This is a genomic window from bacterium (Candidatus Blackallbacteria) CG13_big_fil_rev_8_21_14_2_50_49_14 (assembly GCA_002783405.1).
GTDB lineage: Bacteria > Cyanobacteriota > Sericytochromatia > UBA7694 > UBA7694.
This window is the reverse complement of sequence record PFGG01000053.1, coordinates 1-24,341: the sequence shown is the minus strand read 5'-3', so window position 1 is coordinate 24,341 and position 24,341 is coordinate 1. Positions and strand designations below refer to the sequence as shown.

At 48.8% G+C, this 24,341-nt stretch carries 14 protein-coding genes; 9 read left to right on the top strand and 5 right to left on the bottom strand.

Annotated features, from left to right (window positions below):
• Positions 1-198 precede the first annotated feature (198 nt).
• Positions 199-885: a DNA-binding response regulator gene (locus tag COW20_12980; GenBank protein ID PIW47331.1), complete on the top strand. Its 687-nt coding sequence runs from the start codon at positions 199-201 to the stop codon at positions 883-885.
• Here the strand turns inward: COW20_12980 and COW20_12975 are convergent.
• From COW20_12975 to COW20_12965, 3 genes are all read right to left on the bottom strand, one after another.
• Positions 870-7,166: a hypothetical protein gene (locus COW20_12975; protein PIW47330.1), complete on the bottom strand. Its 6,297-nt coding sequence runs from the start codon at positions 7,164-7,166 to the stop codon at positions 870-872. The genes COW20_12980 and COW20_12975 overlap by 16 nt on opposite strands.
• A 21-nt stretch (positions 7,167-7,187) precedes the next feature.
• Positions 7,188-9,251, bottom strand: a complete 2,064-nt coding sequence (locus tag COW20_12970; protein ID PIW47329.1) for a hypothetical protein — start codon at positions 9,249-9,251, stop codon at positions 7,188-7,190.
• 193 nt (positions 9,252-9,444) lie between these two features.
• A complete protein-coding gene (locus COW20_12965) occupies positions 9,445-10,851 on the bottom strand; it encodes a hypothetical protein (GenBank protein PIW47328.1) in 1,407 nt (468 codons plus the stop codon).
• A 133-nt stretch (positions 10,852-10,984) separates the two neighbouring features.
• Between COW20_12965 and COW20_12960 the strand changes: the two genes are divergently transcribed.
• The 5 genes from COW20_12960 (at position 10,985) to COW20_12940 (ending at position 18,390) form a co-directional block, all read left to right on the top strand.
• A complete protein-coding gene (locus COW20_12960) occupies positions 10,985-11,653 on the top strand; it encodes a hypothetical protein (GenBank protein PIW47327.1) in 669 nt (222 codons plus the stop codon).
• 71 nt (positions 11,654-11,724) lie between these two features.
• A complete protein-coding gene (locus COW20_12955) occupies positions 11,725-12,123 on the top strand; it encodes a hypothetical protein (protein PIW47326.1) in 399 nt (132 codons plus the stop codon).
• An 11-nt stretch (positions 12,124-12,134) separates the two neighbouring features.
• The gene (locus COW20_12950) at positions 12,135-13,859 is read left to right on the top strand and encodes a hypothetical protein (GenBank protein PIW47325.1); all 1,725 of its coding nucleotides are present in this window, start codon (positions 12,135-12,137) and stop codon (positions 13,857-13,859) included.
• Positions 13,856-17,029: an AcrB/AcrD/AcrF family protein gene (locus COW20_12945; protein ID PIW47324.1), complete on the top strand. Its 3,174-nt coding sequence runs from the start codon at positions 13,856-13,858 to the stop codon at positions 17,027-17,029. The genes COW20_12950 and COW20_12945 overlap by 4 nt, the downstream gene beginning before the upstream one ends.
• Positions 17,026-18,390: a hypothetical protein gene (locus COW20_12940; GenBank protein PIW47323.1), complete on the top strand. Its 1,365-nt coding sequence runs from the start codon at positions 17,026-17,028 to the stop codon at positions 18,388-18,390. The genes COW20_12945 and COW20_12940 overlap by 4 nt, the downstream gene beginning before the upstream one ends.
• Before the next feature lie 17 nt (positions 18,391-18,407).
• Here the strand turns inward: COW20_12940 and COW20_12935 are convergent, their stop codons facing one another.
• Positions 18,408-18,617: a hypothetical protein gene (locus COW20_12935; GenBank protein ID PIW47322.1), complete on the bottom strand. Its 210-nt coding sequence runs from the start codon at positions 18,615-18,617 to the stop codon at positions 18,408-18,410.
• A gap of 151 nt (positions 18,618-18,768) precedes the next feature.
• On the opposite strand from COW20_12935, the gene COW20_12930 reads away from it, so the two are divergent.
• Complete coding sequence (locus COW20_12930; protein PIW47321.1) at positions 18,769-20,955, top strand: copper-translocating P-type ATPase; 2,187 nt, start codon at positions 18,769-18,771, stop codon at positions 20,953-20,955.
• Positions 20,956-20,994: 39 nt separating this feature from the next.
• Here COW20_12930 and COW20_12925 read toward each other — a convergent pair whose 3' ends face one another.
• The gene (locus COW20_12925; GenBank protein ID PIW47320.1) at positions 20,995-21,228 is read right to left on the bottom strand and encodes a hypothetical protein; all 234 of its coding nucleotides are present in this window, start codon (positions 21,226-21,228) and stop codon (positions 20,995-20,997) included.
• On the opposite strand from COW20_12925, the gene COW20_12920 reads away from it, so the two are divergent.
• Both COW20_12920 and COW20_12915 read left to right on the top strand, forming a co-directional pair.
• Entirely contained in the window at positions 21,200-23,269 is a 2,070-nt protein-coding gene (locus COW20_12920; GenBank protein ID PIW47319.1) for a hypothetical protein, read from the top strand. The genes COW20_12925 and COW20_12920 overlap by 29 nt on opposite strands.
• Positions 23,266-23,976, top strand: a complete 711-nt coding sequence (locus COW20_12915) for a hypothetical protein (GenBank protein ID PIW47318.1) — start codon at positions 23,266-23,268, stop codon at positions 23,974-23,976. Before COW20_12920 ends, COW20_12915 begins: the two co-directional genes overlap by 4 nt.
• The last annotated feature ends 365 nt before the right edge of the window (positions 23,977-24,341 follow it).

Here is a 24,341-nt window from a genome sequence, read left to right as displayed (position 1 = left end):
TTTAACCTGAAAATTCTAGCAAGAAAAGGGCTGTGGGAACTGAGTGATTGTTCGCGCAGAGGGAGTCTCCGTCCTGGGCGAGGGCTTTAAATTGATACAAACTAGATAAGGGGCATGCTTAAACAGCAATCAAGCTTGATACTTTCTTGAGGAAAACTTAAAGTTTACTGAGCGCAAGGGAATGTTAGGATAGGATGCATGCGAATTCTCTTAATTGAAGATGAACCGAAACTTGCGCGCCTGATTGCCCAAGGCCTGGAAGAAGAGTCCTATTGGGTAGAAATCGTTAAAGACGGCAAGGCTGGATTCCATGCTGCCTTGATGGGTGAGCATGATTTGATTTTGCTCGATTTGATGCTGCCGGGCCTGGATGGCTTGCAAATCTGTCGGAAACTGCGTGAAGCCAAGTTGGAAACGCCCATTCTGATGCTCAGTGCGCGTGGGCAGGTTCAGGATCGTGTCCAGGGCTTGAATTTAGGCGCAGATGATTATTTGGCCAAACCCTTTGAGTTTGATGAACTGCTGGCGCGGGTCAGGGCCTTGCTCAGACGCCAGAGCAAAGCCAAAAGCACGGCCCTGCAAACGGGCACTTTGAAATTGGATTTACAGGCCCATCGCCTGACGCATGAAGGGGTTGAAATCCCGCTTACCCAACAGGAGTACCGCTTATTGGAATATCTGCTTCAACACCAGGGGCAGATACTCAGCCGACTGCAACTGGCTGAAAGGGTGTGGGAAGATCCCGAGGTTGCGCCTGCGACGATTGATGTCTATATTTCGTATCTGCGTCAAAAAATAGACAAACCTTTTGGTACCCATCTGATTCAAACCGTTCGGGGCTTGGGCTACCGTCTGGTCAGCCCCGAAACTCAAATGGACTTATAATAGGCCATAAAAGATGTTTGGCTGATTTCCATCTGACGTTTATTGCGCATCCAGTTTAAAAAGAGTTTTGAACTGATCAGATTGCCGAAGGGATCATTGCTGGCTGCACTGATAAAGAGATTTTTCATCAGACCGTAACGTAAGAGTTCCTGGTATTCAGGATTGTCGATGATCCGTTTGAGTTCTTGGGTCAAGTCGTTTTCAAAACTTCCCCCTGAACGGCCAGGACCGACCTGTACGAAGTCTTCGTAGTCGCTGCGGTAAATGGTGCCACTGCTCAGGGTTTGACCCAGTGAGGTGGTCAAGGGGCGATCCAGGGTCAGGGTATTGCCCACATTATCAAGGGCTGTAATTCGCCGTGTCACACTGTTGATATTCACCACATCACCGGGATTGAATCCCAGGGTCGATTGAACAGCGATGGGACTGCCTGCACTTCCATCGCCGGTATTGGATTCCAGAATCTGCATCCGCTGAGCGGTATTGGGATCGCTGAATCCGATCGTCTCCTGGGTACTGCGTACAGGAGCCGAGGTATCTATTCGGGGAGGAAATCCGATCACATCGTATTCATCATATTCCAGATGGATACGGATTGGGGCACCGGCTGACATAGCATAGGATTTGTTGAGAAAAAGTGAGAGTTCACGGGTTCCCAGACCATTGCCCAAATTGAGACGATCCCCTGGTTGGGGAAGGGTGCTCAAGGGGCTGTCCAAGCTCAGGGTATTGCCTGAAATGCCAGCAACCAGGCGTTTTTCGCCGTTGACTGAAATTTCCTGCCCGACCGCAAAGCCCTCTGTGGAGATCAGCTCAAGCGAAGGGGAGACACTGTTCATGGCATTGCTGCCATCGCTGATGCCCTGATAATGACCGACTAAAATCCCCAGATCTGTGCTGACATAGGGATTGAGTTGGGTATCACCTTCAAAAATCGCAATCGGCCATTCTCCGTTGATATCAAAGGGGCCTGTGGTGGTATAGGCTTGTGCCACCTGATGGGGAATCAGCTGTTCCCCATGCTCTATTTCAACCCGCACAGACTTCAGTTTTCGCGGACGCAGATTGCCGTCTTTGTCTTGACTGACCAGGTTTAAACTGAGTTGGGCGTCGCTTTGAACATAGCCTCGGGGGGAGTTGAAAATTTCAGGGGCAATTCTCTGCCCTTCATTCACGCTGGGGGTGGCGGGATCATCGCTTTCTACCCCAGGCACCCGTGGATCATCGAGCGCAAATCTGCCGACCCGATCCATCTCGGCAGAAAGTGCAACAGAGACCAATTGACCGGGAGTTTGCGTTCCCCGATCATCATAGTCGATTTTCAGATGCGTGCCTGAAGCGCTGGGAATACCCGCTGGATCTGTGACACTGACCGTATATTCGCCGACGATCTGACGTACCTGTAGATCGGTATGCACAAAATTCTGATAGGCTGCGGGTACGCTCCCTGCGATGGGAACCAAAAACAAGGTTTGCGGGCTGGCCGTGGGGTTTTTATACACCACCCGGTACCGGGTGGCGGTATCTGTGCCCAGCGTGACTTCATTGCGGGGGCCTTCAACATCGAAAGCGGCTGCGTCATCGACATGCAAAATCAGGCCGTTGTTCCAGGTCGCAGGGGGATGGCTGACGGAGACGGTTCCTCCTGCATTCGTGAGCAAGGTGCCTGCCCAGCTGGGATCTATGACGCTGTCTTTGCGCCCATCCACGGCATCGAGCACATCTGTCTGAAAATTGGCTATATATTGGCTGCCCGTTCGGGTTACTGTTTCCGGCCCATAGGCAGAAAAAGTATAGTTGCTTGGGGTGTTCAGCGGAAAGGTACTGGTATCGAAAAGCGGCAGGGGAATGGCATGGGGTTGCATGTTTCCATTGACCCACTCATTCATGAGCAAATGGCCCGAGCGATTGATTTCAGAGCCCATTTCCAAACTGATACTGGAACCCCCGGCCTGCATCGTGGCGAAGACTGAATTGGAGGCGCCGACAGCCCTTTCTGGCCCCAGAACATTTTGGGTCTGCCCCAAATTGACATTTTTGGCATAAGCCAGTGGTACATCTGCCTTAAATCCCCGCCAAAAAGCGCTGGAGGTGGTTCTTTCGGCATTGTGCAATTTTGCATCCTGCTCTGCAATGCCAATCACCACACTTGACCAGGCTGGCATATTGGGATTGTGTACCACCGTTGTGTCGGCGATGTCATAACGGCCAGAAGGATTTTGTAAACGGCCATTAAAATTCAAGGCGGCCATGCTGTCGCCATTGAGGCGTGCCAAAGCCCCATCGCGTTCAGGATCGACCGTAAAGGGCGTGCCACTGCCTGAAACCCCCTGATCGAGATTTTCGCGGTAATAGTAAAAATTACTGGGCAGTGCCCCGATATAGGTTTCACCAAAGCGGCGGCCTTCTGTATCACCGGGAACCAGATTCAGATCGGGCACATAGTCAAAGAGATTGTAGTCGTCTCCATTTAATGACAGTCGGTTGTGGCCGGTGATATAGTCTTCAAAATTGGCTGCACCGGCATTATAGGCCGCATAATTGCTGTAATCATAGCTTTTGTCACTGTTGCTGACCTGGTTATTGAGCGTGGCCCCGCCTGCCGTGGTATAAACTCTTTGAACCGAATCCTGATCGAGGGCACTGAATTCAGTTCGGGCAGCATCGTCTTCATAATGGCCTTTGCCAAAAAGATCGTAGATATTTCCACCTGCATCGACCCGATAGCGGGGCACTGTGGTATATCCCGGTGAGGTTCTGAATTCCATATAGGGATTTCGAACTGCCAGGCCCCAATCCCTTTCGTCGATCGAACCCAAATTAAACAATAAATTATTTTCTTTTCTCAAGACGTTGACATCATGGGTGGGTATCGAAATTCGGTATTCAATATCCATATCTGAACCCATGACACGATCCACGGTTCCCACTATGCCCGCTGCTGCCGTATCGGGATTGGTGGTGACCCCCCGATCATTGGAAACCCCTGTAATAAAATTACTGGGATTGTTGACGGTATAGGCTTCACTTGGAAAGGGTGAATGTTCAGTGGAGACCCCAAAGTTCGCATAAAAATCTGCATCTGCCCAGGTAAAACCGTTGTTATTGGGGTCAGTGGCGGTTGGATTGGCTGTTCGGCCCGGATCCAAGGGGGCAATGCCAATGCTGGCGGGATCACGTGGCAATTCACCGATCAAGATTTCATCTCCCATCAGTTCCTCGCGTTGCGCAAAACTGCTGAGGGGATCAGAATCTGCAAATTGGGCCACATGGGGGGGGGCCGGAGTGACGACAAAGGGGGTAATAAGGGTGCCTGCGCTTGGGGGAGCAATGGGGGTATGGATATAAACTTCCTGTCTCCCAGGCACTGCGGGCGAAGTAGACTGGGTATATTCTACCCAATAGAGGGGATCCAAAGGGTTGCCTGCAGCCGGGTGCCAGGCGGGAGGCGGGAAGGCGGCAGCCAACTCCCCATAGGTCGTATAGGTCGTACCGCCCAGGGTCAGCGGGAAATCACTGGAAGGATCCACGGGCAGAGACGTTCCGAGTCGATCGCCTGCGGGCAAGCTATCAAAGGGGGGGCGGTATTCATAGCTGGGGATGGCGGGATTGTCAAAGACAGGATCTGTTGTCAACGTGGCAGGTGAACCTGCATCATTGACCAGACCCGTGATGGTATAGGGGCCTGCTCCTCCGATCAGAATGGCATCACCCACTGTAAATCCGGCCACAGAATCGACGCGGATGCCCCCTGTGGGCGCATCTGCATTGAAGGGGTTGCCTGGGCCCGAACCTGCAATGACTTCCATCTCCGGATTGGGGCCACAATCGTCATCAGGGTGTTCAACTGGAATAAAGGCATAGGCTTTCGCGATGGCTGCGGATTCAAGAATATCGGTATTGGCTTGAACAGGGGCTGCGATGCTCTCATCCCAGACTTTGATCTGATCCACGACGGCATCGTGATCCAAATTCAGTCTGCGTCCGTTCAAGTCCAGCCAGAGTTCTCCACTCAGGCCTGAGCCAGAGTCCATATTGAGCAGACCAAATTCCCAGGGGCTGCGGACAATATCATTGCGATCGGCGATATTGAAGGCATTCGTATATTGATCGTTGAACTGGGTAAATTGATAGGTATTGGGAACATATTTGCTAATCACTTCTTCAGGACTATCGGCCTGGGTAATTTGCGGATCCCCTTCCCAGATCACCGGGTTGACGTTGCCGGGCGTATATTTGCCCTGTTCCCAGGTATTCAGCGTGCCATCATAGCTGACAATCTGAAAATCTGTGATTTCAATTTCTAGTGCATTTAAATCCCCTTCAAACAGAAATTGAACCCGAACGGCATCATCACGTCCTGGAACAGGAACAATTTGGGCAACCAATTCTTCATAACCGCTGGTTTTTAAGTAATCTGAACCAAAGGTATTTGGGTTCTTGGGGCTGCCCAAGCTGATATTGATCGGGGCCCCTCCTGCGGTTTGAATCGATTCATTGGTAATGGTGCGATAGGTCGAGGGCATGGGCGTGCCAAAGGTATTGCCCCCTCCGTAGACATCGGGCTGGGCCGGGTTGCTTGACCAGTCGTGGCGACTAAAGCCAAAGCGAGAGGGCACGCCTGGCCCACTGTCATCCCAGGTAGAACCAAATTGGGCAGAGTTTTGGTGCACGCGGTAGCGGTAACGGAAAGAAACTTGGGTCGCATCTGTCAGACTCAGTCCAGGCAGACAGGTGATCAAATCAAAGGCTGCAATCGGGCCATCTGCAAAGGTATAGTGACCGGGGGCCGCGTATTCATTTTCACCGGGTTGTGAAACCACCCATGCCCCCCGGCTGGTTCGAAACAGCGGGCCGACCTGAAACCCCACCACATTGGAGCCCGGAAAATAGACCGAGCCCGTATAATCAAAGCCTGCGTTATTTAAGCGTTCTTTGACCATTTCTGTGGGCGCATCGGTTATTTTGGGTTCAGTTCCATTCAGTACCTTGAATTCTTCATAGAAGGGATGCGTTGGCGGAATATCGTAAACGACCTTATAGCCCGTCGGAATCGTATTTCCATCCGGTTGGGTAGAAACAGAAGTGACTTCAAGTGAAAGGGGGAGATCATCAAATTCCCAGCCCCAATTTACGCTGTTTTTTCCGACCACATTCATATGGGCTGTGCTGCTGGGAACACTTTTTTGAATGCTGCCAGAGTCCACCGGGGAGCCATAAGCCGGACCATTGGTATAGATTTTGCGTCGGTTGGGGAATGCGGGATCGTAAAAGGGATCGCCTGGTGCCAGGGGCACCACAGCCGAAAGGGTCTGATTGGGGTCTCCGCCGCCTGACTTATTGATGGTGACCGTATCTCCGGCTGCCAGAAAGGTGCCATTGTCCACGTAAAAAGGATTGCCTCCCGAAGGGGGAGTGCCTGCTCCATTGCCGCTGGGAGGGCCGATGATATTGGCTGTATACGTCAGTTCATCGCCCCCTGTTCCCAGCGAATCGGTGGCATGGCTATAATCAACGCCCCCCGGCCGCAGCCCGCGAATATTGATGGCTGGATAATCCTGGAGGGTGCCACTGGGCCCATCACTCCAATTCAAAGGAAAACGATCCCCCGGACGCAGCGGGGGGTATTGCGGCTTATTGGGCTGCAGAGCGGTGACATTGACCTGAAGGTTATTGGCATTGCTGGTGGTGGCATAGGCCGCATTGATGCGATCAAGATCCCAACCCCAGAGATAGGCGATACTTGACCAAAAAGCTCCATTTTCGGTATAGGATTTTTCAAGTATTTCATTGGGAACCTGCCAATGTGTTCGATTCAGGGTTTTATCGCTTTCATCAATTGCTTTTGAACCAAAAAATGGGTTGTAGCTGTAGTTGCGGATTCTCCCTGGATCATCAAAGGGCAAAATTCCTGCCGGGCCTGTGGGATACACCCCAGGCAGTCCTGAGGGGTTGTCAATATTGGGCAAATCATTGAGCAATTGGCTGGTGCCCATATACTTTTCTTCTTGGGCAACCTTGCGGTACATGGTTTTATTGTCGACATATCTGCGATAGGCATTGTTCAGTTTTTCAAGCACCTCATTCAGACGGGTTTGCATATCCGCCATTTTGGCTTGATGGTATTCGAGTCCTTCACGCAGGAGTTTTTCTCGTTCGCCTTGTGCGGCCTGTTGTTCAACCGTTCGTTGAAAGCGATTGACCTGATAATTTTCGAGACGGGTTTGATTCAGATCCTGAGTCAGATGGCTATAGAGACGGCTGCTGAAAATACTACTCATGAAATAAAACCTTTCTCCTGATTATTCGTGAAGTTGACTGCGGCCAGAGGCCATGAGATTTCCACCCAGCATGGGCCAGGGAGCCTGGGGAGGCATATTGGGGGTATTCACTTTTAAGGAGCGAATTTGAACAAATTGGCCTTCGCCACCATCCATTGTGGTGGCATAGAGCACGCCATCTTTCAGTAAAACGGTACGATTGTTTTTACCGCCGGGGGCTTGTGCCCAGAGTACTTTTCCTTCTGTCCCCTGATCCCGAATGGCATAGATCAGACCATTGCCCCAGGGCACATAAATAACTGTTTCTCCTGCCAGATTCAAACCCAAAGTGGGGGAGCCACTGGGCCCTTCTCCCACTGTGCCAGGCAATGTGACCTGCCATTTTTCGCTGCCATTTTGACGAATGGCATGTAGTTTTGCGCCTTCGGTTGAGGTGTAAAGAATGTCTTCACCCCCTTGATGACCAATCACAGGTGGGAAAAATGAGGCAACAGCCAAAGCAGCCTTCCACTTGCGCTGGCCATTGGCTGCTATGGCTTGTAAATGGCCTGGCATTTGTACAAAGTGTCGTTGATTGGCGGTATTGACCGTATTGACATAGACTGTGCCATCTGTGCCCACCACAGGGGTGGCTGTATCAAAGGCTTCTTCTCCCAGATCCACTTCCTGAAGCCAGGCTTTTTCCCCCTGGGGGGGCGCAGCCGGTTGTGTTTTTACGGCGATTAATTTCGCCGAGCTAAAGGGATCAGAACGGGTGACCAGATAGAGCTTGTCTCCCCCGGGGGAGAGCGCACCCGAACCCGTGAATTCTCTGTCCTCTGAATAGCGCCAAACCAACTGACCCTCTCTGAGGGCATAGACGCCACGGGTTCCTGGAAAACTCCAGTGATCGGCCAAAAGCGTGGTATACACAATATCCGTATCATCAGCTGGGCTTGCTGTTCCCCGCTTGTCAGTCTGGCTGACAGGTACAAAGCGTGTTTCAAGACTGTCTGTCTGGTTAAAGTTATAATTCCAGACCAAGGCACCGGATCGCTGATCCAGGGCTTTTAAGCTCATGCGGTTCAGGCCTGTATACTCCATCAAATAGATAACAGGTATGGGTTGGGTACCACTGGGATTGGCATGCCCGAGCGAAAGGTAAATATTCTGAAGACGTCCGACTTCGACGGGATTGAAGACGGGCTTTAAGGGCAAATTTGCGAGTGCAGAACTGAGGCCATAGATCCGTTTGGTGTTTTGCAGAATATCAAAACTGAAAAGATGGCCTGTCGCAGGATTCATGCTCAAGGGGGTCAATCCGGCTGTCAGTTCTTTGGCACGATAGGTATGAAAGGCTTGGGGAAGCGAGCTGAGTAGATTGGGATTGAGTGTTTGACCTGCGTTTTCACTGATTTCTGAGAGGGTGTCCTGTGCGATTAAACCCGCAATTTTGCGGGCATCGAGAAAATTGCTTGGATCCTGACCCGCTGGAACCCGATTCATTTGATAGGTACCATCGGGGTTTTGAACCACGCCCAAAAGTGCGTCGCTGAAGGCCTGGTATTTTTCAAGGTCAAGTGGGGTCAAGACCTTGTTCGAGCCAATTTCATGCAGGGCTTTGATCAGTTCTGCACTTTGCAGGGCCCGAAGATCCATTTCGATCTGGGGATCCGTATTGGGAACATGGAAGGCCGCGCCTACTTTCAGTATCGGTTCAGCATCTGGGTTATTGTTGGCATAAAGCCCTGCAATGGCCGTCCAATTGGAGCCTGCTGGTACCTGCGCTGAGAGTTGAGGATTTTCATTCAGGACTTTGATAAAACCATTGGCGTCTGCACCGTAGGCATAGAGCGGCGTGCTGACATGACCGGGCCCTTTGATTTCAAGTTTGACGTATTCTGCCCGACATTGGCTGCATTGGGTTTGAAAACCTTTATCAAAGCGAAGTTTGAGGTTCAGTATTTGCCCTGATTTAACGGCCTGCGTTTGGACTGGCAAGGCAGATTTTTCAAACGGCGAAGTGATTTGACAGGCGTTGAGAATGAAAGCACTGAGAAGAAAACCAAGTGACCTGAATAAAAACTGGGGTTGAAGCATTCTCATAGAGGGCTCCCATTTATTTAAATATTAATATCTTTATTATTATATATATTAATATAAATGAATTAATTAATCGGTACTGATTTAATTGAGATTTAAATATATTCAAATCAAAGTCAAACAAAGAATAAAATTGCTGCGAGAGAGCGGGAGCTAATGTTCGATGGGGCGTGCAGATCGTTTGTCGCGGTGCTCGTTAGCTTTTGGGAAAGCGCACTTCAAAACACGCGCCTTGGCGAGGGCTTGAAACCACCTTGATTTGGCCCTGGTGTGCTTCGGTAATGGCTTTGGACAAACTCAAACCGATGCCGAAGTGGCTGCGATTTTCGCTGCGTGAAGCTTCAATCTGGTAGAAACGCTCAAAAATCTTTTTCTGTTCATCAGGGGCAATGCCGGGCCCCTGATCCTGAACTTGAATCCAGACCTGCTCCTTTGTTTCTCCGGCCCGCAGCCATACTGTTTGTTGGGCTTGAGAAAAACGCAGAGCATTGTCGAGCAGATTGCTGAGAATTTGGCTCAGATACAGTCGGGCCACTGGGCAATGGAGATTTTTTTCAGGAACTTCGATTTTCAAGTCAATTTTCTGTTTCTGGGCAAGATCCGCGTAACGTGCCTGAAGCTCTTTGAAAAGTGCCTGAAGATTGCTTTCCCCTTTTTGAGGTTCTTCCTGTTCCCAGCGACTGAGTGCCAATAGACCTTCGGTGAGCGCAATTAAGCGGTTCACCTCTTCAAGATTGCTGTTTAAAAGGGCTTGGTATTCCTGGGGATTGCGTTCTCTGCGCAGGGCCACCTGTAATTCCCCTTTTAAAACACTGAGCGGTGTTTTGAGTTCGTGAGAAGCATCTGCACTGAATTGTTTTAAATTTTGTACGGCGTTTTCGAGACGTGCCAACATTTGATTGAGCACTGCTGTTAATTCTGCAAATTCTCGTGGCGTATCGGGGGCGATGGGAATGCGTTCGGAAAGTTGACCCACGCCAATTGCCTGGGCCGTCAGGGTGATGCGATGCAAAGGTTTGACAGCATCATGGGCCAAAAGCCAGCCCATGATGCCTGCCAGACAGAGCAGCAGGGTTGAAAGCCAGAAATAGGCATTGAAGACAGAGTCTAAGGTGCTTTGTAAGGGCCTCAAGGGGCTGACCACGATCAAAAAATAAACTTGATTTTGGTATGAAAAGGGAAGATAAAGCTGGCGAAAGTCGGCCTTTTGATAATGAACAGTTAGGTATTGTGCTTGTTTGTTGTTGGAATGCAAACGTTTCAATTCGAGTGGGAGTGGGGCTGTTTGGTGTGCGAAGTTTACTGCCAGGATCTGCCCCTCTGGGTTTACGATCTGAACATAGCGGGGCAGGGTATGCGTATCTGAGCCCGGATTCACATTGGCAGTGGGGTGCAGGTGTAAATGCTGGCCTTTGCTTGCAAAATCAGCCTCGCTGCGTCCGATGACCTGCAGACCCTGATCCAGATTTTCATAGAGAACCCGACGCAGGCTGAAATAGCTTAAGCCCCCCAAAAGAAGCAGCAGGACGGTAAATGACAGGCAATAGCGGAGCGTCAGTTCCAGAATAAACGAGCGGTGAGACTTAAAAACATCTGTTTGCATGGCCTCTACTTTAGCAGAATTTCAGGGCAGCCATGGGCTGGTTAGAATTCAATTTTTTTCTACAGATTGATAATAATTTTGCTATAATCAATCCTGTTTTAAGTTTTGAAATCATATGAAGGGAAATTTTTGAATGCGCCAAATTTTTCTGGCTTTAATGCTTGCTTTTGGCATGGTTTTTCCTGCTTTTGCAAGTGATCCCAATGGCTGGTGGACCTCGTCAACAGGCTCTTATATTCAATTGTGGGCCAATATGGAACAGGTTTTTGTAACCGTTCATCCCCGTCAGGGCCAACCCAAGAAATATCAAGGGTATTGGACCCGTTTCAGTGACGCTTTTGTCTACAGTGTGCCTGGTTATGGTTCTTACCAGGTCAGTTTTTCAGACCCCAATAAAATTTTGGTACGTGATGCAAAAGGAGGGGTGACCGTTTGGGTGCGCGGAAAACTTCCCCGCGCGCCCCAGCAGCAACAACCCATGTACCAACAACAGGCGCCGCAACAGCCCCCCCCTCAGCAGCAGACTCCTCAGCATTGGAATCTGAATGGTCTGTGGACAGATGGGTCTGGAACCCATGCCCGCATTTCAATTCAGGGCAGTCAGATTTTTGTCAAAATTCAGACGGCTGATGGCACGATGTATGATGGGGGCGGATATTGGCTTGCACAACATGCCTTTACGTTTAATATCCCCAGTATCAGCGATGTGTATACCTGCCAGGTAGATCCAGGCAGCGGTCGGATGATACGCATTGTTTCCACAGCCAATGGACAGACCATGACCTGGCAGAAAGTTCAGTAAACTTTCGTTTCAAAGGAAATTCAAAGAATCCTCTGTTAGGCTGAGAATATCAGTCTACGGAGGATTTTTTTATGCAAAAGGTTTCTAAACTTTCGATCGTATGGGCCTTGGGTGCTTCTCTTATTGCCTTGCCTTGCCTGGCTGGAAGTATGCGCAGCATGACCAAATCCGCAGCCGGTGCGAGCTATAAACTGACCTTGCCCAAGTCGTTGATGATGGGTAAGCAACACCTGAATTTAAAAATCATGAAAGCGGGTCAAGGGGTTGCTGGAGCGAAACTGAAAGCTGAAATCAGCATGTCAGATGGCATGAAAGAAACGGTTAAAATCACGCCCCTGAAAACGGGTGAATATGACCTGGAAGCCCATTTTAAAATGGGCGGGGATTGGCAGCTCAAACTTCAACAGTCAGCCCCCTTTAAAGCAGAGCTTGCTTTTGAGCTGAAAGTGGCTGGCGGGCACTCCCACTAAGGGCTGTGGCAATGAAATTTGCGTCTAAAATTCCTGGCCTGCTCTTTCTGCTGGGCGTGATCGGCCTGACAGGCTGGGGGGTTGCCCATTTTCGCAAAGCAGGGCAATCCAATTTGATCGAGTCTCTGGCGATGGATATGAATGCCATGAAACCTGAACCCGGTGCTGTTCCTGTGGCGACCCAAGCTGTGCTTTTGAAAACCATCTCTTCAGAGATGAGTTTCACCGGGTCGCTTCAGGCCGAAAATGAAATTATGATAGCCTCCCGTGTAGATGGCACACTCAGTTCGGTTTCTGTTTACAATGGTTCACGGGTAAGCAAAGGCCAATTATTGGCTCAGATTTCTGCGCCTGAACTTCAAGCCCGCACCGAGATCACGCGACGCAGCCAGAACCAGGCACAGCAAGAACTTCGCTTGATGCAGGCGGAGTCGGTTCGGCTCAAGGCTGAAGCAGAGTCCAGCGAGGCTGAAATTGCAAGCGCCCAGGCTGAAGTCAAATCGGCCCAGGCCGATTGGGGCGTTTGGCAGGAACGGTTGCCGCGCGAAAAAGCACTCTATGAAGCCGGTGCGATCGCACTTGAAGAACTTCAGCGCTATCAGGCAGATGCCCGTTCGGCGGAACAGGCTTTCAAAAGTGCCCAGGCCCGTTTGCTTGGCTCGCGGCGGAACAGCCAGGCCCGCAGAGCGCTTTTGAATGAGAACCGGATTCGTCAGGGAATTTCACAGTCGGGGGTCAGTAAATCTCAGGCTGAAGTGCGTGAAAATCAGATCATTCAAAGTTTTACCGAAATCAGAGCCCCCTTTTCGGGCCTGATCAGTGAACGGCTGATGGCACCGGGATCCGTGATCCCTGCCGGAACCCCCCTGCTTAAATTATTGGCGATTGATCCGATTCGGGTTCAAATTCCTGTGCCAGAACAGGAGGCCCATCGCTTTCCCCGTGGCACCCTTTTGACCTTCTCCACGGGGGCCGCTCCTGATGATGAAATTGAAGCACGGATCAGCTCGGTAACGCCCCAGGTCAAAGCAGGAACCCGGACTCAGCTTCTGGAAGCGCTTTTGCCCAATCCAGACGGTCAATTACTGCCCGGCCAATATGTCAAAGCCCGACTTCAGGTTCCCGGTGATTCCCTGCCCCATCCCACCGTTCCTGTGCAGGCTTTGCACCAGCTCAAGGGGCAGGATTATGTCTGGGTGATGCGTGCGAAACGGGCCCATCATCAGGCCGTTGAAGTTTTGGCGCAAAATGCCGAAGAGGTCAGCCTGGAAGATCTGCCCACGGAAGATCCTGTGATTACCGAGGGCTATGCCGATCTGCAAGAGGGCATGGCGGTGGTTCCTGTTCAATGGGGAGCGGAGGGCCCTGAACGTTTGCCTGAGCCCGGGGGTGAGCAACGTCTGGCAGCTTCAAATCAATGGCATTTAAGCCTCAAACAACCCGAAAATCAGGTGCTTGAAATAAACCTCTTTCCCAAACCTCCCCAAAATGATCACGTCAAGCTTGAATTCAAATGGCTGCAGGCCGGTCAAACGCAGGATTCTGTGAAACTTTCACTTGAAACCTCGATGCCCGCCATGAATATGGCCGGCCCTGCTTTGACAGCAAAAAATCTGGGGCAGGGCAAATATTCTGCAGAATTCAACGGTATGAGCGGTTTGTGGCGTGTTCGTCTTCAGGTCGAGACCCAGGGCAAACGTTTGAAACCGATCAGTTTCGAGTTTAATCTGCCGTGAAAACTGAAGAAAAAGCCTCTGTCTGGAATTTACCCGCCTGGTCAATTCGGCACCCTTATTTGGTGATCAGTTTTTATCTGGCGATTCTTTTGGCCTGTGGAATTGCCCTGACCCAGGTTCTGCCCCGCCGCATGATGCCCTATATCGAAAGTCCGATTTTGGGGATTGTGACTGAAGCCCCAGGCTTATCTGCGCTTGAAATCGAACAGTATTACTCCAAACCGATTGAAGAGCGCATGACCGTGATCCCCAAAGTGCGCTATATCCGCTCAAGTTCGCAGGAGGGGTTTTCAATCGTATCCTTGGAGTTTCCCTATGGGACGAATATGCAGAAAGCCCTGACAGATGTACAGGCTTTAATGCAGGTGGTTCAGGCCGATTTACCGGGCACGGGGGCCAATCGCAAGCCCTCTTGGGTCGTTCCGATTGACCCTTTGAATATTCCCGTGTTGACCGTGGCGATACGGGCTCCCGACTGGAATGCCGTTGCACTGCGTGAATTTGCTGAAAATGAAATGGTCAACCGCCTTAAACGCCTCCCCGATATTCAATCGGTTTATCCCTATGGGGGAAAAAAACGCCAGATGCAGATTGTGCTGGACCGCCATAAACTGGCGGCAGCCCAACTCTCTGCCCCTGAATTGAAAGCTATTCTGGATCGCAACAATCTTTCCCTTTCGGGGGGGCGAATCAATACCCCCACCCATGAAACGCCGATTCGCATTCAAAACCATGTTTCGCGCCCAGAAGATCTCTTAAAACTTCCGATCAAAGGGCAAGGCGAGCAAATGCTGACTTTGGCAGATCTGGCAGAGGTCAAAGATACGGCGCGAGAGCAGCGCAGTGCCTTTCATTTCCTTAAAAATGGCCAGCGTTATGAAGATGCAGTGGCCCTTCAGATTGTGCAAAACCCTGCTGCCAGCTCGCCAAAGGTGATTGCAGCGGTTGAAAAAGAACTGAAGCTTATGCAGCAGGAGTATCCCAGTCTGCGTTTTGAAACCGCCTATGACAATGCCCATTTCGTGAATATCCTGATGGAGAATATGGGGGAAGAACTGATCCTTGGGATTCTGCTGACAGCGCTTGCCGTGTTTTTTTTCCTGCATGGCAATTTACAGGCCACAGGCATTGCGATACTCACCCTGCCCATTTCGCTGGCCTTTTCGATTCTGGTGATGGTGCCCATGGGCATGAGTCTGAACAGTTCAACCCTGATCGGATTTTTGGTGGCGATTGGCCGCCTGGTAGACGATGCGATCATTGATATCCATGCCATTCAGAAACACCTGCGCTTGGGCAAAAACGTGCGCGAAGCGACGATTGATGGCATTTCCGAAGTGCGTTTGTCTGTGGCTGCTTCAACCCTGGTTTTGATTGTCGGGCTTTTGCCCCTGCTTTTTTGTGGGGGCATTGTCCAGATCATGTTTGAGGGGCTGGTCTGGCCGATTGTCACCGGGGTCAGTATTTCATTTCTGGTATCCATGACGCTGACAGCGGTTCTTGCCGATAAGCTGCTAAAACCTGAACCCGAGACGCCTTCCCGTCATCCTGTTTATCGCTATGGGGTCTATCCCTTTGACCGTTTTCTGAATGGCTTAGAAAAACGCTATGCTGTTTGGATTGCCTGGTTGCTCAAACACCGTTTTTCCAATCTGATTCGCGTGCTGGCAACACTCGTGATCGGTTTTGGTTTTTTCTTTTTTATCGGCGGTGAAATGATGCCACTGGCAGATGTGGGGCAGGCCTATGGGGTGCTTGAAACCCAGCCAGGAACCTCTTTTGAACGTACTGAGCAAATCGTGCGGGCCTTTGAGGAAATTCTGGCGGAGTATCCTGAAATTGAAAAAGCCTCTGTGGAATTGGGGGCTGAACCGGGAGGCACCTTTTTTACAGGCTATGCCATGAACCGGGTCAATGGCGCGTCAATCATGTTGACCTTCAGCGATAAGGATACGCGCCAGCGCAGTATCTGGCAGATTATGGATGAGGTTCAAGAACGGGCACTCGCGACCGTGCCAGGCATTCGCCGTTTGCAGATCAAAGAAATGGGTTCCGATGTCATGGCCTCTTCTCAGGCCCCGATTTCGATTCTGGTGACAGGCAAAGATTTAAAAATTATCGATCAACTGACCCGTGAAGTGGCTGAAATTGCCAAAAAAACAGAAGGTTTGTACCAGGTGGGAACCTCCTGGACGCTGGGCGTACCGACCTGGGAACTCACCCCCGATTTACGCCGTTTGCAGGAAGTGGGGATCAGTCTCAAAGATTTGGGCGAGCAACTCGACAGTTTGTTGCGCGGCAGTTTGAGCGAAGAAGATTTTTATCTCAGCAATCAAAGGCAGGATACGCTGCAATTGCGTTTGCAAGCCGATCAACGGCGCAGTTTGGGTGACCTTGAAAATCTTGAAATTTCAACCCCTTCTGGCCCGGTACCTTTGAAAAGCCTGGCCCGTCTCGCTCCCAGTCAAACTCCCACGTTGATTGAACATGACGGTATTCGCCGCAGCAATACCGTGCTTGCCTATTACCGACCCGGTGAAAAACCTTCGATGGATGCCTCTATGGAAGTGCTGATGAAAGCCATGGGGCAACTCAACTGGCCTCCGGGCTACGGCATTGAAATGCGTGGCGACATGACCCAGATGATGGACAGTTTTGCCCGTCTCTTTCAGGGCTTGGCGCTTTCGCTGCTCTTGATTTTCTTAATTCTGGTGGCACAGTTTAAAGGCTTTTTGCAGCCATTGCAGATGGTTTTTTCGCTGCCTTTGGAATTGAGTGGTGTTTTTCTTGCGCTTTTTCTGGCCCATCAGGCTTTTTCCTCGGTCTCGATTATGGCGGTGATCGTTTTAACGGGCATGGATATTACCACTGCGATTTTGTTGATTGACCATATTTTGCGCACCCGGCAGACAGGTCTTCCTCGCGATCAGGCGGTTATTCAGGCCTGTCCCGAACGTCTGCGCCCGATTTTGATGACCTCTCTGATTACGATTGCGGTCATGACCCGCATTGCGCTGGCCCCGCCTACAGGGCTGGATGCTTACAGCCCCTTGGCTACCGTTGTGATTGGCGGGCTTTTAGCGGGTACCCTGCTCAGTCTTTGGGATATTCCCATGATGCATACCCTGGTGGATGATTTGCACAGCCGCTGGCAAAGGAGAAAATCATGAAAGTTTTGACAGTTCTGCTTTGTTTGGGTTTGGCTTTGCCCGTTTCAGTACAGACTCTGCCTGAAGAAGCTGCCCCAGCCCATACAGGACATTCCAGCCCTGTACAGGCACCCGATACGCCGGTATTTAATCCTGAAAAATTGCTTGCTTACCTGGCGCGGAATCCTGAATGGCTGGCGGCCCAAGAGCAGGTTCAAGCTGCCCAGGCCCGTTTAAAGCTCAGTGAAGCCCGGCTTTGGCCTCAGCTCAGTCTCAACAGTCAACTGACAGCCAGCAATGTGCAGCGCATGTCTCTGCCCGTACCAGGGGTTGACCCCATGAATATGAGTATGCGTCCCAGTGGTGCCAGCGCCAATCTCAATCTGACCGCGCTTTATCCGGTCTATACTGGTGGCCAGATTCAGGCAGAAGTAGAATTGGCCCGGATTGCGCTACGCAATGCAGATCTTCAACTACAGCAGCAAAAACTGCAACTGTGGAAAGAAGCCCGTCAGAATCTCTTGGAATTGGCTTGGAACCATTCCCAGCAAGCGGTCTTGAGGCGTTTTTTCAATTGGCATGATGAAATGCACCAGCTCAGCGAGGAGCAGTTCAGACTGGGTAAAATTCCCCGCTATCTGCTTTTGCGCAGCCAAAGCGATCTTCAGGGGCTGGAAATGGAGTTGAATCAATTGCAGGAGCGCAGGATTCAATTGAATTTGGAATTGCAAAGAATTTTGCCGGGAGCCGACTCTCTTCCAGAGACTGGGCTGGCCTTGCCACAAAAAATTCCACCAGCCCCAGAGGCTGAAGTTTTGGTGAGCTGGGTCTTTGAACATGCCCCTGAGCTGGCCATGCGTGCAACCCGTCTCAAGGAAGCAGAGACCCGCGTCAGCTTGGCCCAGGCCAGTTATTTTCCCTTTGTCTATCTGGCGGCTGTCTATGAACAGCGGATTCCTGAAAACCCTGCCATGCAGATGACGTCGGGTGGGGCCCTGGATCTCTTGATTGCCCTGCCTGTTTTTGATGGCTTTAAGCGCGATGCCCAGGTTCAGAATTACCAAGCAGAGGCCCGACAACGTCTGGCAGAATATACAGACTTACAAAACCGTTTGCGGGCTCAGGCGCTGCAGTTGCGCCAAAAACTGATCACCCAGACAGAGAACTTGCAACTGGCAGGCAAGATGCTTGCCAATCTGCAGGAAGAAGTGGATATTTCGCGCCTGCGTCTGGCCCATGGAAAGGGCATTCTGCTTGAAACCCTGGATGCGCTCGCCCGTTTTCAGGCGGGACAATTGAAACAGCTCGAGGCTTGGTATTTTTACCAGCAAGCGCGGATTGAACTGGATAGTTTACTCAACCAGATTGAGGATTTTGAATGAGACTAAAAAAATTCTGTTTAAACCGCAATCTCGTGGCCGCTGAAACCCGCTGCTTCGATCCGGGCCTGCAGTTCGGCGGCACTCAATTGGGTCTGGGCTTTCAGTTTCATTTCGTCAAGATTGACCTCGACTTGGGCTTGGGGATCAGATTTCTGAATGGCTTTGGTGACCGAGCGCACGCAACCCTGACAGGTCAGTCCACTGACGGCAAAAGTCAAATCGTTCATGTGAGTAAGGCTCCTGATTTGAAATCGAAATGCATGGTTCGCATCCCTGTTCCTATTTTCGCACAGGCGGGCGTGTCTGCCGATAGGATGGGTGACAGACTTTATACCCGCAAGGGTATAATTGGATGGGGACTGAATTCTGGAGGAAACGATGTCTGAGCTGGAAACGATGTCTGAAACCCAACTTGCGATCGAGGGCATGACCTGTGCTTCCTGTGTCCTCAATGTCGAAAAAGCTATTTTGCGCGTGCCGGGCGTGGTCAGCGTGGAAGTCAATCTGGCGACTGAAAAAGCCCGTGTAATGACCTCGCAGGTGCTCGACCCTGCTCTCTTGATTGAAGCCGTAGAAGACGCAGGCTTTGACGCCCAACGCTTGAACCCTGAAAAGCCGGTTCCCAGAAGCGAAAAAAAAGATCCCACCTTCTTACACTTTTGGCTGGCGGTCGCCTTCAGTCTGCCTTTGATGCTGCCCATGCTGCTGATGCCGCTGGGGATACACTGGATGCTGCCCGGTTGGCTGCAATTGCTTTTGGCCAGCCCTGTGCAATTCTGGTTGGGGGCCCGTTTTTACCGGGGAGCCTATAAAGCGCTCAAATCCCGTACCGGCAATATGGACCTGCTGGTGGCTTTGGGCACCTCCGCCGCCTGGGGCTTGAGCCTGTATGAACTCTTGCAGGGCAAGCTGGATCATCTCTATTTTGAAAGTTCGGCGGTGGTAATTACCCTGATTCTCTTGGGAAAACACCTTGAAGCCCGAGCCAAACGCCAAACTACCGATGCAATTCGGGCGCTTGAGTCTTTGCGACCAGATACCGCACGGGTCTTGCGCAAGGGGGTGGAAACGGTGATTCCTTTGGCCGAAGTGCGTTTGGGAGATGCCGTTTTGGTTCGCCCTGGCGAGCGGATTCCGGTGGATGGCGTGATTCTCAAAGGGGAAAGTCTGGTCGATGAATCTTTGATTACCGGCGAGTCCATGCCTGTGGCCCGTGGCCCTGAAGAGAAGCTGACAGGGGGGGCCATGAATTTAGATGGGCTATTGGAGATCCGAACCACGGCTTTGGGCCAGGATACCCTGCTCTCGAAAATTATTGCCATGGTGGAGCATGCCCAGGCCGTGAAACCGCCGATTCAACGTTTGGTGGATAAAATCAGTGCTGTTTTTGTGCCGGTTGTGCTTGCCATAGCGGGCTTGACCTTTGGGGTCTGGTTGTTTTTGGGAGCTCCCTTTGAAACGGCGATGATCCACGCAGTTTCTGTTTTGGTGATTGCCTGTCCCTGTTCATTGGGCTTGGCAACCCCCACCGCGATCATGGTGGGGACGGGGTTGGCGGCCCAAGCCGGAATTTTGATCAAAGACGCTGAAGCCCTTGAAATCGCCCACAAAGCCACGGTCATGGCCTTTGATAAAACGGGCACCCTGACCGAAGGCCGCCCACAATTGACGCAGATTGCAGGCCAGGCACCTGAATCTGAAATTTTGGCTCTGGCTGCAGCTTTGCAACAGGGCAGCGCCCATCCGCTGGCCGAGGCCGTGCGCGCCAGGGCTGAAGGGTTGGATCTGCCCCAGGCTGAGCAGATTCGCACCCAGGCCGGCAAAGGCTTATCCGGTCAGATCAAGGGCCAGAACTGGTTTTTAGGCAATCCTGCCTGGCTTGAAGAATCTGGTTTTGAGCTTTCCTCTTTTCAGACCCAGTTAGAAAGCTGGCAGGCTGAGGGGTTGAGCACCTCTGGTCTGGCCTGTGAAGGCCAGCGTGAAGTTTTTGCTATTTTGGGCTTTGCCGATTTGGCCCGTCCCAGTTCGGCCCAAACCTTGGCTGAATTGAAGCGTTTGGGCATCAAAACGGTCTTGATTACCGGAGACAATGCCGGAGCGGCGAAAAGTCTGGCTGATAGTCTGGGGATCAGTACGTTTTATGCCGGGGTGCTGCCTGGTCAGAAGTCTGAAATTCTTCAGGCCCTGCAAGCTCAAAAAGAAGTGGTGGCCATGGTGGGCGATGGCATTAACGATGCACCGGCATTGGCCCAGGCCGATATTGCCCTGGCGATGGCAACGGGCACCGATGTGGCGATGCAGACCGCAGGCATGACCCTGATGCGTGGGGAGCCCCTTCTGATTCCCGATGCCTTGGATATTTCACGGCGCACCTATGCCAAAATTCGCCAGAATCTTTTCTGGGCCTTTTTCTATAATCTGCTGGGAATTCCACTTGCCGCCCTCGGGTTGCTCAACCCCATGCTGGCGGGAGCGGCGATGGCTTTCAGCAGTGTGAGTGTGGTCAGCAATGCCTTGCTCCTGCGCCGTTGGAAACCGGTCAGTCGTGTTAAGCCCAATATATAGCCGATCTTTTGATTGCCATTTTTTCAGAAGAATGAGAAACTATAGGGGCTGATGCCTATAAGCTAGTACAATACGGTGGAAGTTCCCGTCCAGATATGCAGGCTCCTTTAGCAAGTCCAGAAGCCGTTTTTGGCCCACAAGAAAGGGACGCTTATTTCCTTTTTGTTCTACTAGATATTCGCTGCTGAAATTATTTTTACGAAATATATTTAATAATTCATTTTTGAATTTATACCTGATAATAATGAATATAAATCTATTTAATTTAATCAAAAAAACAAAATATGTCTTTTTTTTACTCCTGTTATTTTGTTTTTTGCTGGCTTGCACAGTTCATTTTCAAACAAATTTTAGTTCTTTAGATGAATCCAGTACTTTGGAATTTGTTTCATTGTCACCCAGATTTTCAACTTCTGCTGTAGATGATACGCATTTGTATCTGGGTGATCGAAACAATAAATTGTGGGTTTTTCCTGTCGATGCATTTCAGCGTGACGTACTTGAGTTTGAAAAGCTTCCGAAAGAGATACATTCCTTATCTGGTGAACCTGTTGAAATTCGTATTTTGAATCAAAATATTTATGTTCGACTTAAAACTGGAGTTGACAAACAGGAATTTATTTCCAGCTATCATAAAAATGCGTCTGGAAAACTTGAACTTGAAATGCAGCAAGCGCTTCCTACTTCTACGCTTTCTTGGGCAGCCTATGATAAAACCGTCTATGTTTTGCATATTATTGATAGTAAACAATATCTTTCTATTTTTGTTTCGGGAAAATTGCGTTTTGTTGATGAATTTCCTGCTCAAAATTGTCTATATCTCAGTGTAAATGAACAATTTGTTTTCTTTTATTACTTAGATAATAAGCTCGAACTTTGGAAAAATAATTTTAAATATTCAGATAAAGCAAATTTTTTTGATATTTTTGGTAATTCTCCTCAAGAAATTATTCGTTTTGAAAATGGTGGTAATTCTAATGATGGTGGTAAAGAGTTTGCGAATGATTGGAAATATAACGTTCTAGTGGATCAAGATCATATATTTCAACTTGGGGATACGGAACTCTCTATCTATGTAAAGAGTGATCTCAATGCGAACTCAAATTATATTAAGAAAAGTTCAATTCCACTGAAATCTCCCCTTCGAATGAAATTAAACAATCATTCATTACTGGTTTCAAGAAATGAAGATGATAAGCGTGTTTTTCTTAAGGTGGATTCCTTTGAGGATAAAATTTTATGGGAGCAGACGATTCCTCAAAAAGATTTTGGGATTGATAGTTTTTCTTTGCCAAATGGCTTTTATTATATTACCCCTGAGAATCAGATGAAAGCGGTTCTGTTGAATCATCAAAAGCCAGGGGAAACTGAGCCCTTTGTGGTTTATCAGGATGAACCCTTTAAGCGCATTCTATATGATGATGATCTCATTCTTCTTTCAGATAAGCAAGTTCAGTTTTATTCCTTATCTCCTGAGAGCCCTTCTCCTTCTCTATACCTTAAACATCATTTTTCAGAAAGCGTTGATGCACTTTATTGGAGTAAACCCTATCTTTTGACGATTAAGAATCAAAAAAAAATCAATTTATATAAGATAAATGCTAATCAACTGGATTCTATCAAAGAATTTGATACGAATATGTATATTTTCAGTTGGGATATTCAGGGTGACTCAATTTTTTTCTATCCTTACTTGTATCGGATAATCTCAGAAGATAAGCTGTCCTTTCAAAATATTGAGACCAATGAACCCACTCAAGAATTTAATCTTACGCAAAAATCAAATAATTTAGTTTTAATAAATGCTAAAGAGGCGGTTTTATTAGAAGAATATGAGACAAGATATGCGGTTCCATATTTGATAGCATTGCTTAAAAATAATCAATTTATAAAGTTTGATAAAAAAATTAAAAGCCAAGCTGCTATAATTTATTCGAATTTATTATACAATATCAACCAAGGTTTTCTCGAAATTTATTCGCTTGAAAATTACTCAAATCCAAAATTACTTTCCCGATGGTCGATCGAGAACTTTACTCTAAGAGATAAAAAAGAAAAGTCAACAAATAAATATTTTTCTGCAAAAATTCAATTTTTTAATCAAAAACTTTTTGTTTTATCAGTGGATTCTAACCATTATGGTGGAATTTATTACGAGCTGGATATTTCGAATCCTAAGTTTCCTCAGCTTGTACATCATTTTTGGCTAAACCTTAATGAGCAATTGTTGAGTTTTCCTTATTTTTTTATCCCAGATTTTACAAAGAATACTATTCGTTATGGTCGTATCAAAACTGAAAATAGGACGCCATGAAAATTCAAGTTTTTTCAGGAGAAATTATGAAAAAAACACTTCTTGGTTTTACTATTTTTCTGCTCAGTGCCTGTGGTGATGATCTTCCCTATTTATCCAATAGTTTACTTTCACTCATACCAAGCGGTCAAACTCAAGCTTCAGATGTTTCAAATTCTAAAAAAAGTTTAAAACAGGTTTATTTAGAAGATCTTAAAAAGGAGTTTGATGCCCATCAATTTCCAAAAAAAACTTCTGAGCGTAAACTACACTACGATTTTCTATTTAAAACCATTCATTCTGCTCCCGATAGTTTTGAAGACTATTTTATTTTTTTTCAAAATTCCCTTACTGATTTAGATATTTTTTTGTTGTATTCTGAAGCTTTTTTTAGTCATTCTAATTCTCCTCTTCAGTTTCTCATTTCAAGGGGCATCCCTTTTTCAGACGAAATGAAATACCATCTTAATTTGGAATTATCGCTTGCTCAAATGGAGCCTGTATTTCCTTTTGTAAATTTTCAAGAAGTTGGATTTTGGAAAATGAGCTTGCTTTGGGGCAGTTCGGTTTCCCCCAATGAGATTGAAAGATTTCTGAGTGTTTTTCCACCTAAGATTCAAAATCTATTGAGACGAGATTATATTTTATTTAAACAAGGTTCTGAATATCATAAGGAAAAGACGGGCTATTTAATTCTCTGGAATAAAAGTTCAAGAGAAAGGCAGTGATTGGTGGCATACAATCGATTTGCCTTTGTAACGGACTGTCCAGAGGTTTTGATGAGGGCAATAGCCAAATTTCTGAAAATAGCCATCACTTGAGGCAAAACCCCTACACGAATTTGGCTATGATCTTCTCGATACACGACATCTCTGACCCAATGAGATTTGTTTTCCACACTCCAATGGCCTCGATTTAGCGATAAAATCTTTTGCGCATCAGCTTCTTGAGGGGATAAGTTAGTCAGACCATAGACCTTCTGGTAACTCTGCTTTCCCTTTTGAACCACCTCTCTTTCGATAGAAAAACTGTAGTTTCGGAGATTTTGAAATTCCAAAGAAGTGGGCGTACTCTGTAAAGTGACTAAACTATT

Bases quoted from the DNA above. Each gene is read 5' to 3' on its own strand.
- COW20_12980 (PIW47331.1), top strand. From the start codon at position 199: ATGCGAATTCTCTTAATTGAAGATGAACCGAAACTTGCGCGCCTGATT.
- COW20_12975 (PIW47330.1), bottom strand. From the start codon at position 7,166: ATGAGTAGTATTTTCAGCAGCCGTCTCTATAGCCATCTGACTCAGGAT.
- COW20_12970 (PIW47329.1), bottom strand. From the start codon at position 9,251: ATGAGAATGCTTCAACCCCAGTTTTTATTCAGGTCACTTGGTTTTCTT.
- COW20_12965 (PIW47328.1), bottom strand. From the start codon at position 10,851: ATGCAAACAGATGTTTTTAAGTCTCACCGCTCGTTTATTCTGGAACTG.
- COW20_12960 (PIW47327.1), top strand. From the start codon at position 10,985: ATGCGCCAAATTTTTCTGGCTTTAATGCTTGCTTTTGGCATGGTTTTT.
- COW20_12955 (PIW47326.1), top strand. From the start codon at position 11,725: ATGCAAAAGGTTTCTAAACTTTCGATCGTATGGGCCTTGGGTGCTTCT.
- COW20_12950 (PIW47325.1), top strand. From the start codon at position 12,135: ATGAAATTTGCGTCTAAAATTCCTGGCCTGCTCTTTCTGCTGGGCGTG.
- COW20_12940 (PIW47323.1), top strand. From the start codon at position 17,026: ATGAAAGTTTTGACAGTTCTGCTTTGTTTGGGTTTGGCTTTGCCCGTT.
- COW20_12935 (PIW47322.1), bottom strand. From the start codon at position 18,617: ATGAACGATTTGACTTTTGCCGTCAGTGGACTGACCTGTCAGGGTTGC.
- COW20_12930 (PIW47321.1), top strand. From the start codon at position 18,769: ATGTCTGAGCTGGAAACGATGTCTGAAACCCAACTTGCGATCGAGGGC.
- COW20_12920 (PIW47319.1), top strand. From the start codon at position 21,200: ATGAATATAAATCTATTTAATTTAATCAAAAAAACAAAATATGTCTTT.
- COW20_12915 (PIW47318.1), top strand. From the start codon at position 23,266: ATGAAAATTCAAGTTTTTTCAGGAGAAATTATGAAAAAAACACTTCTT.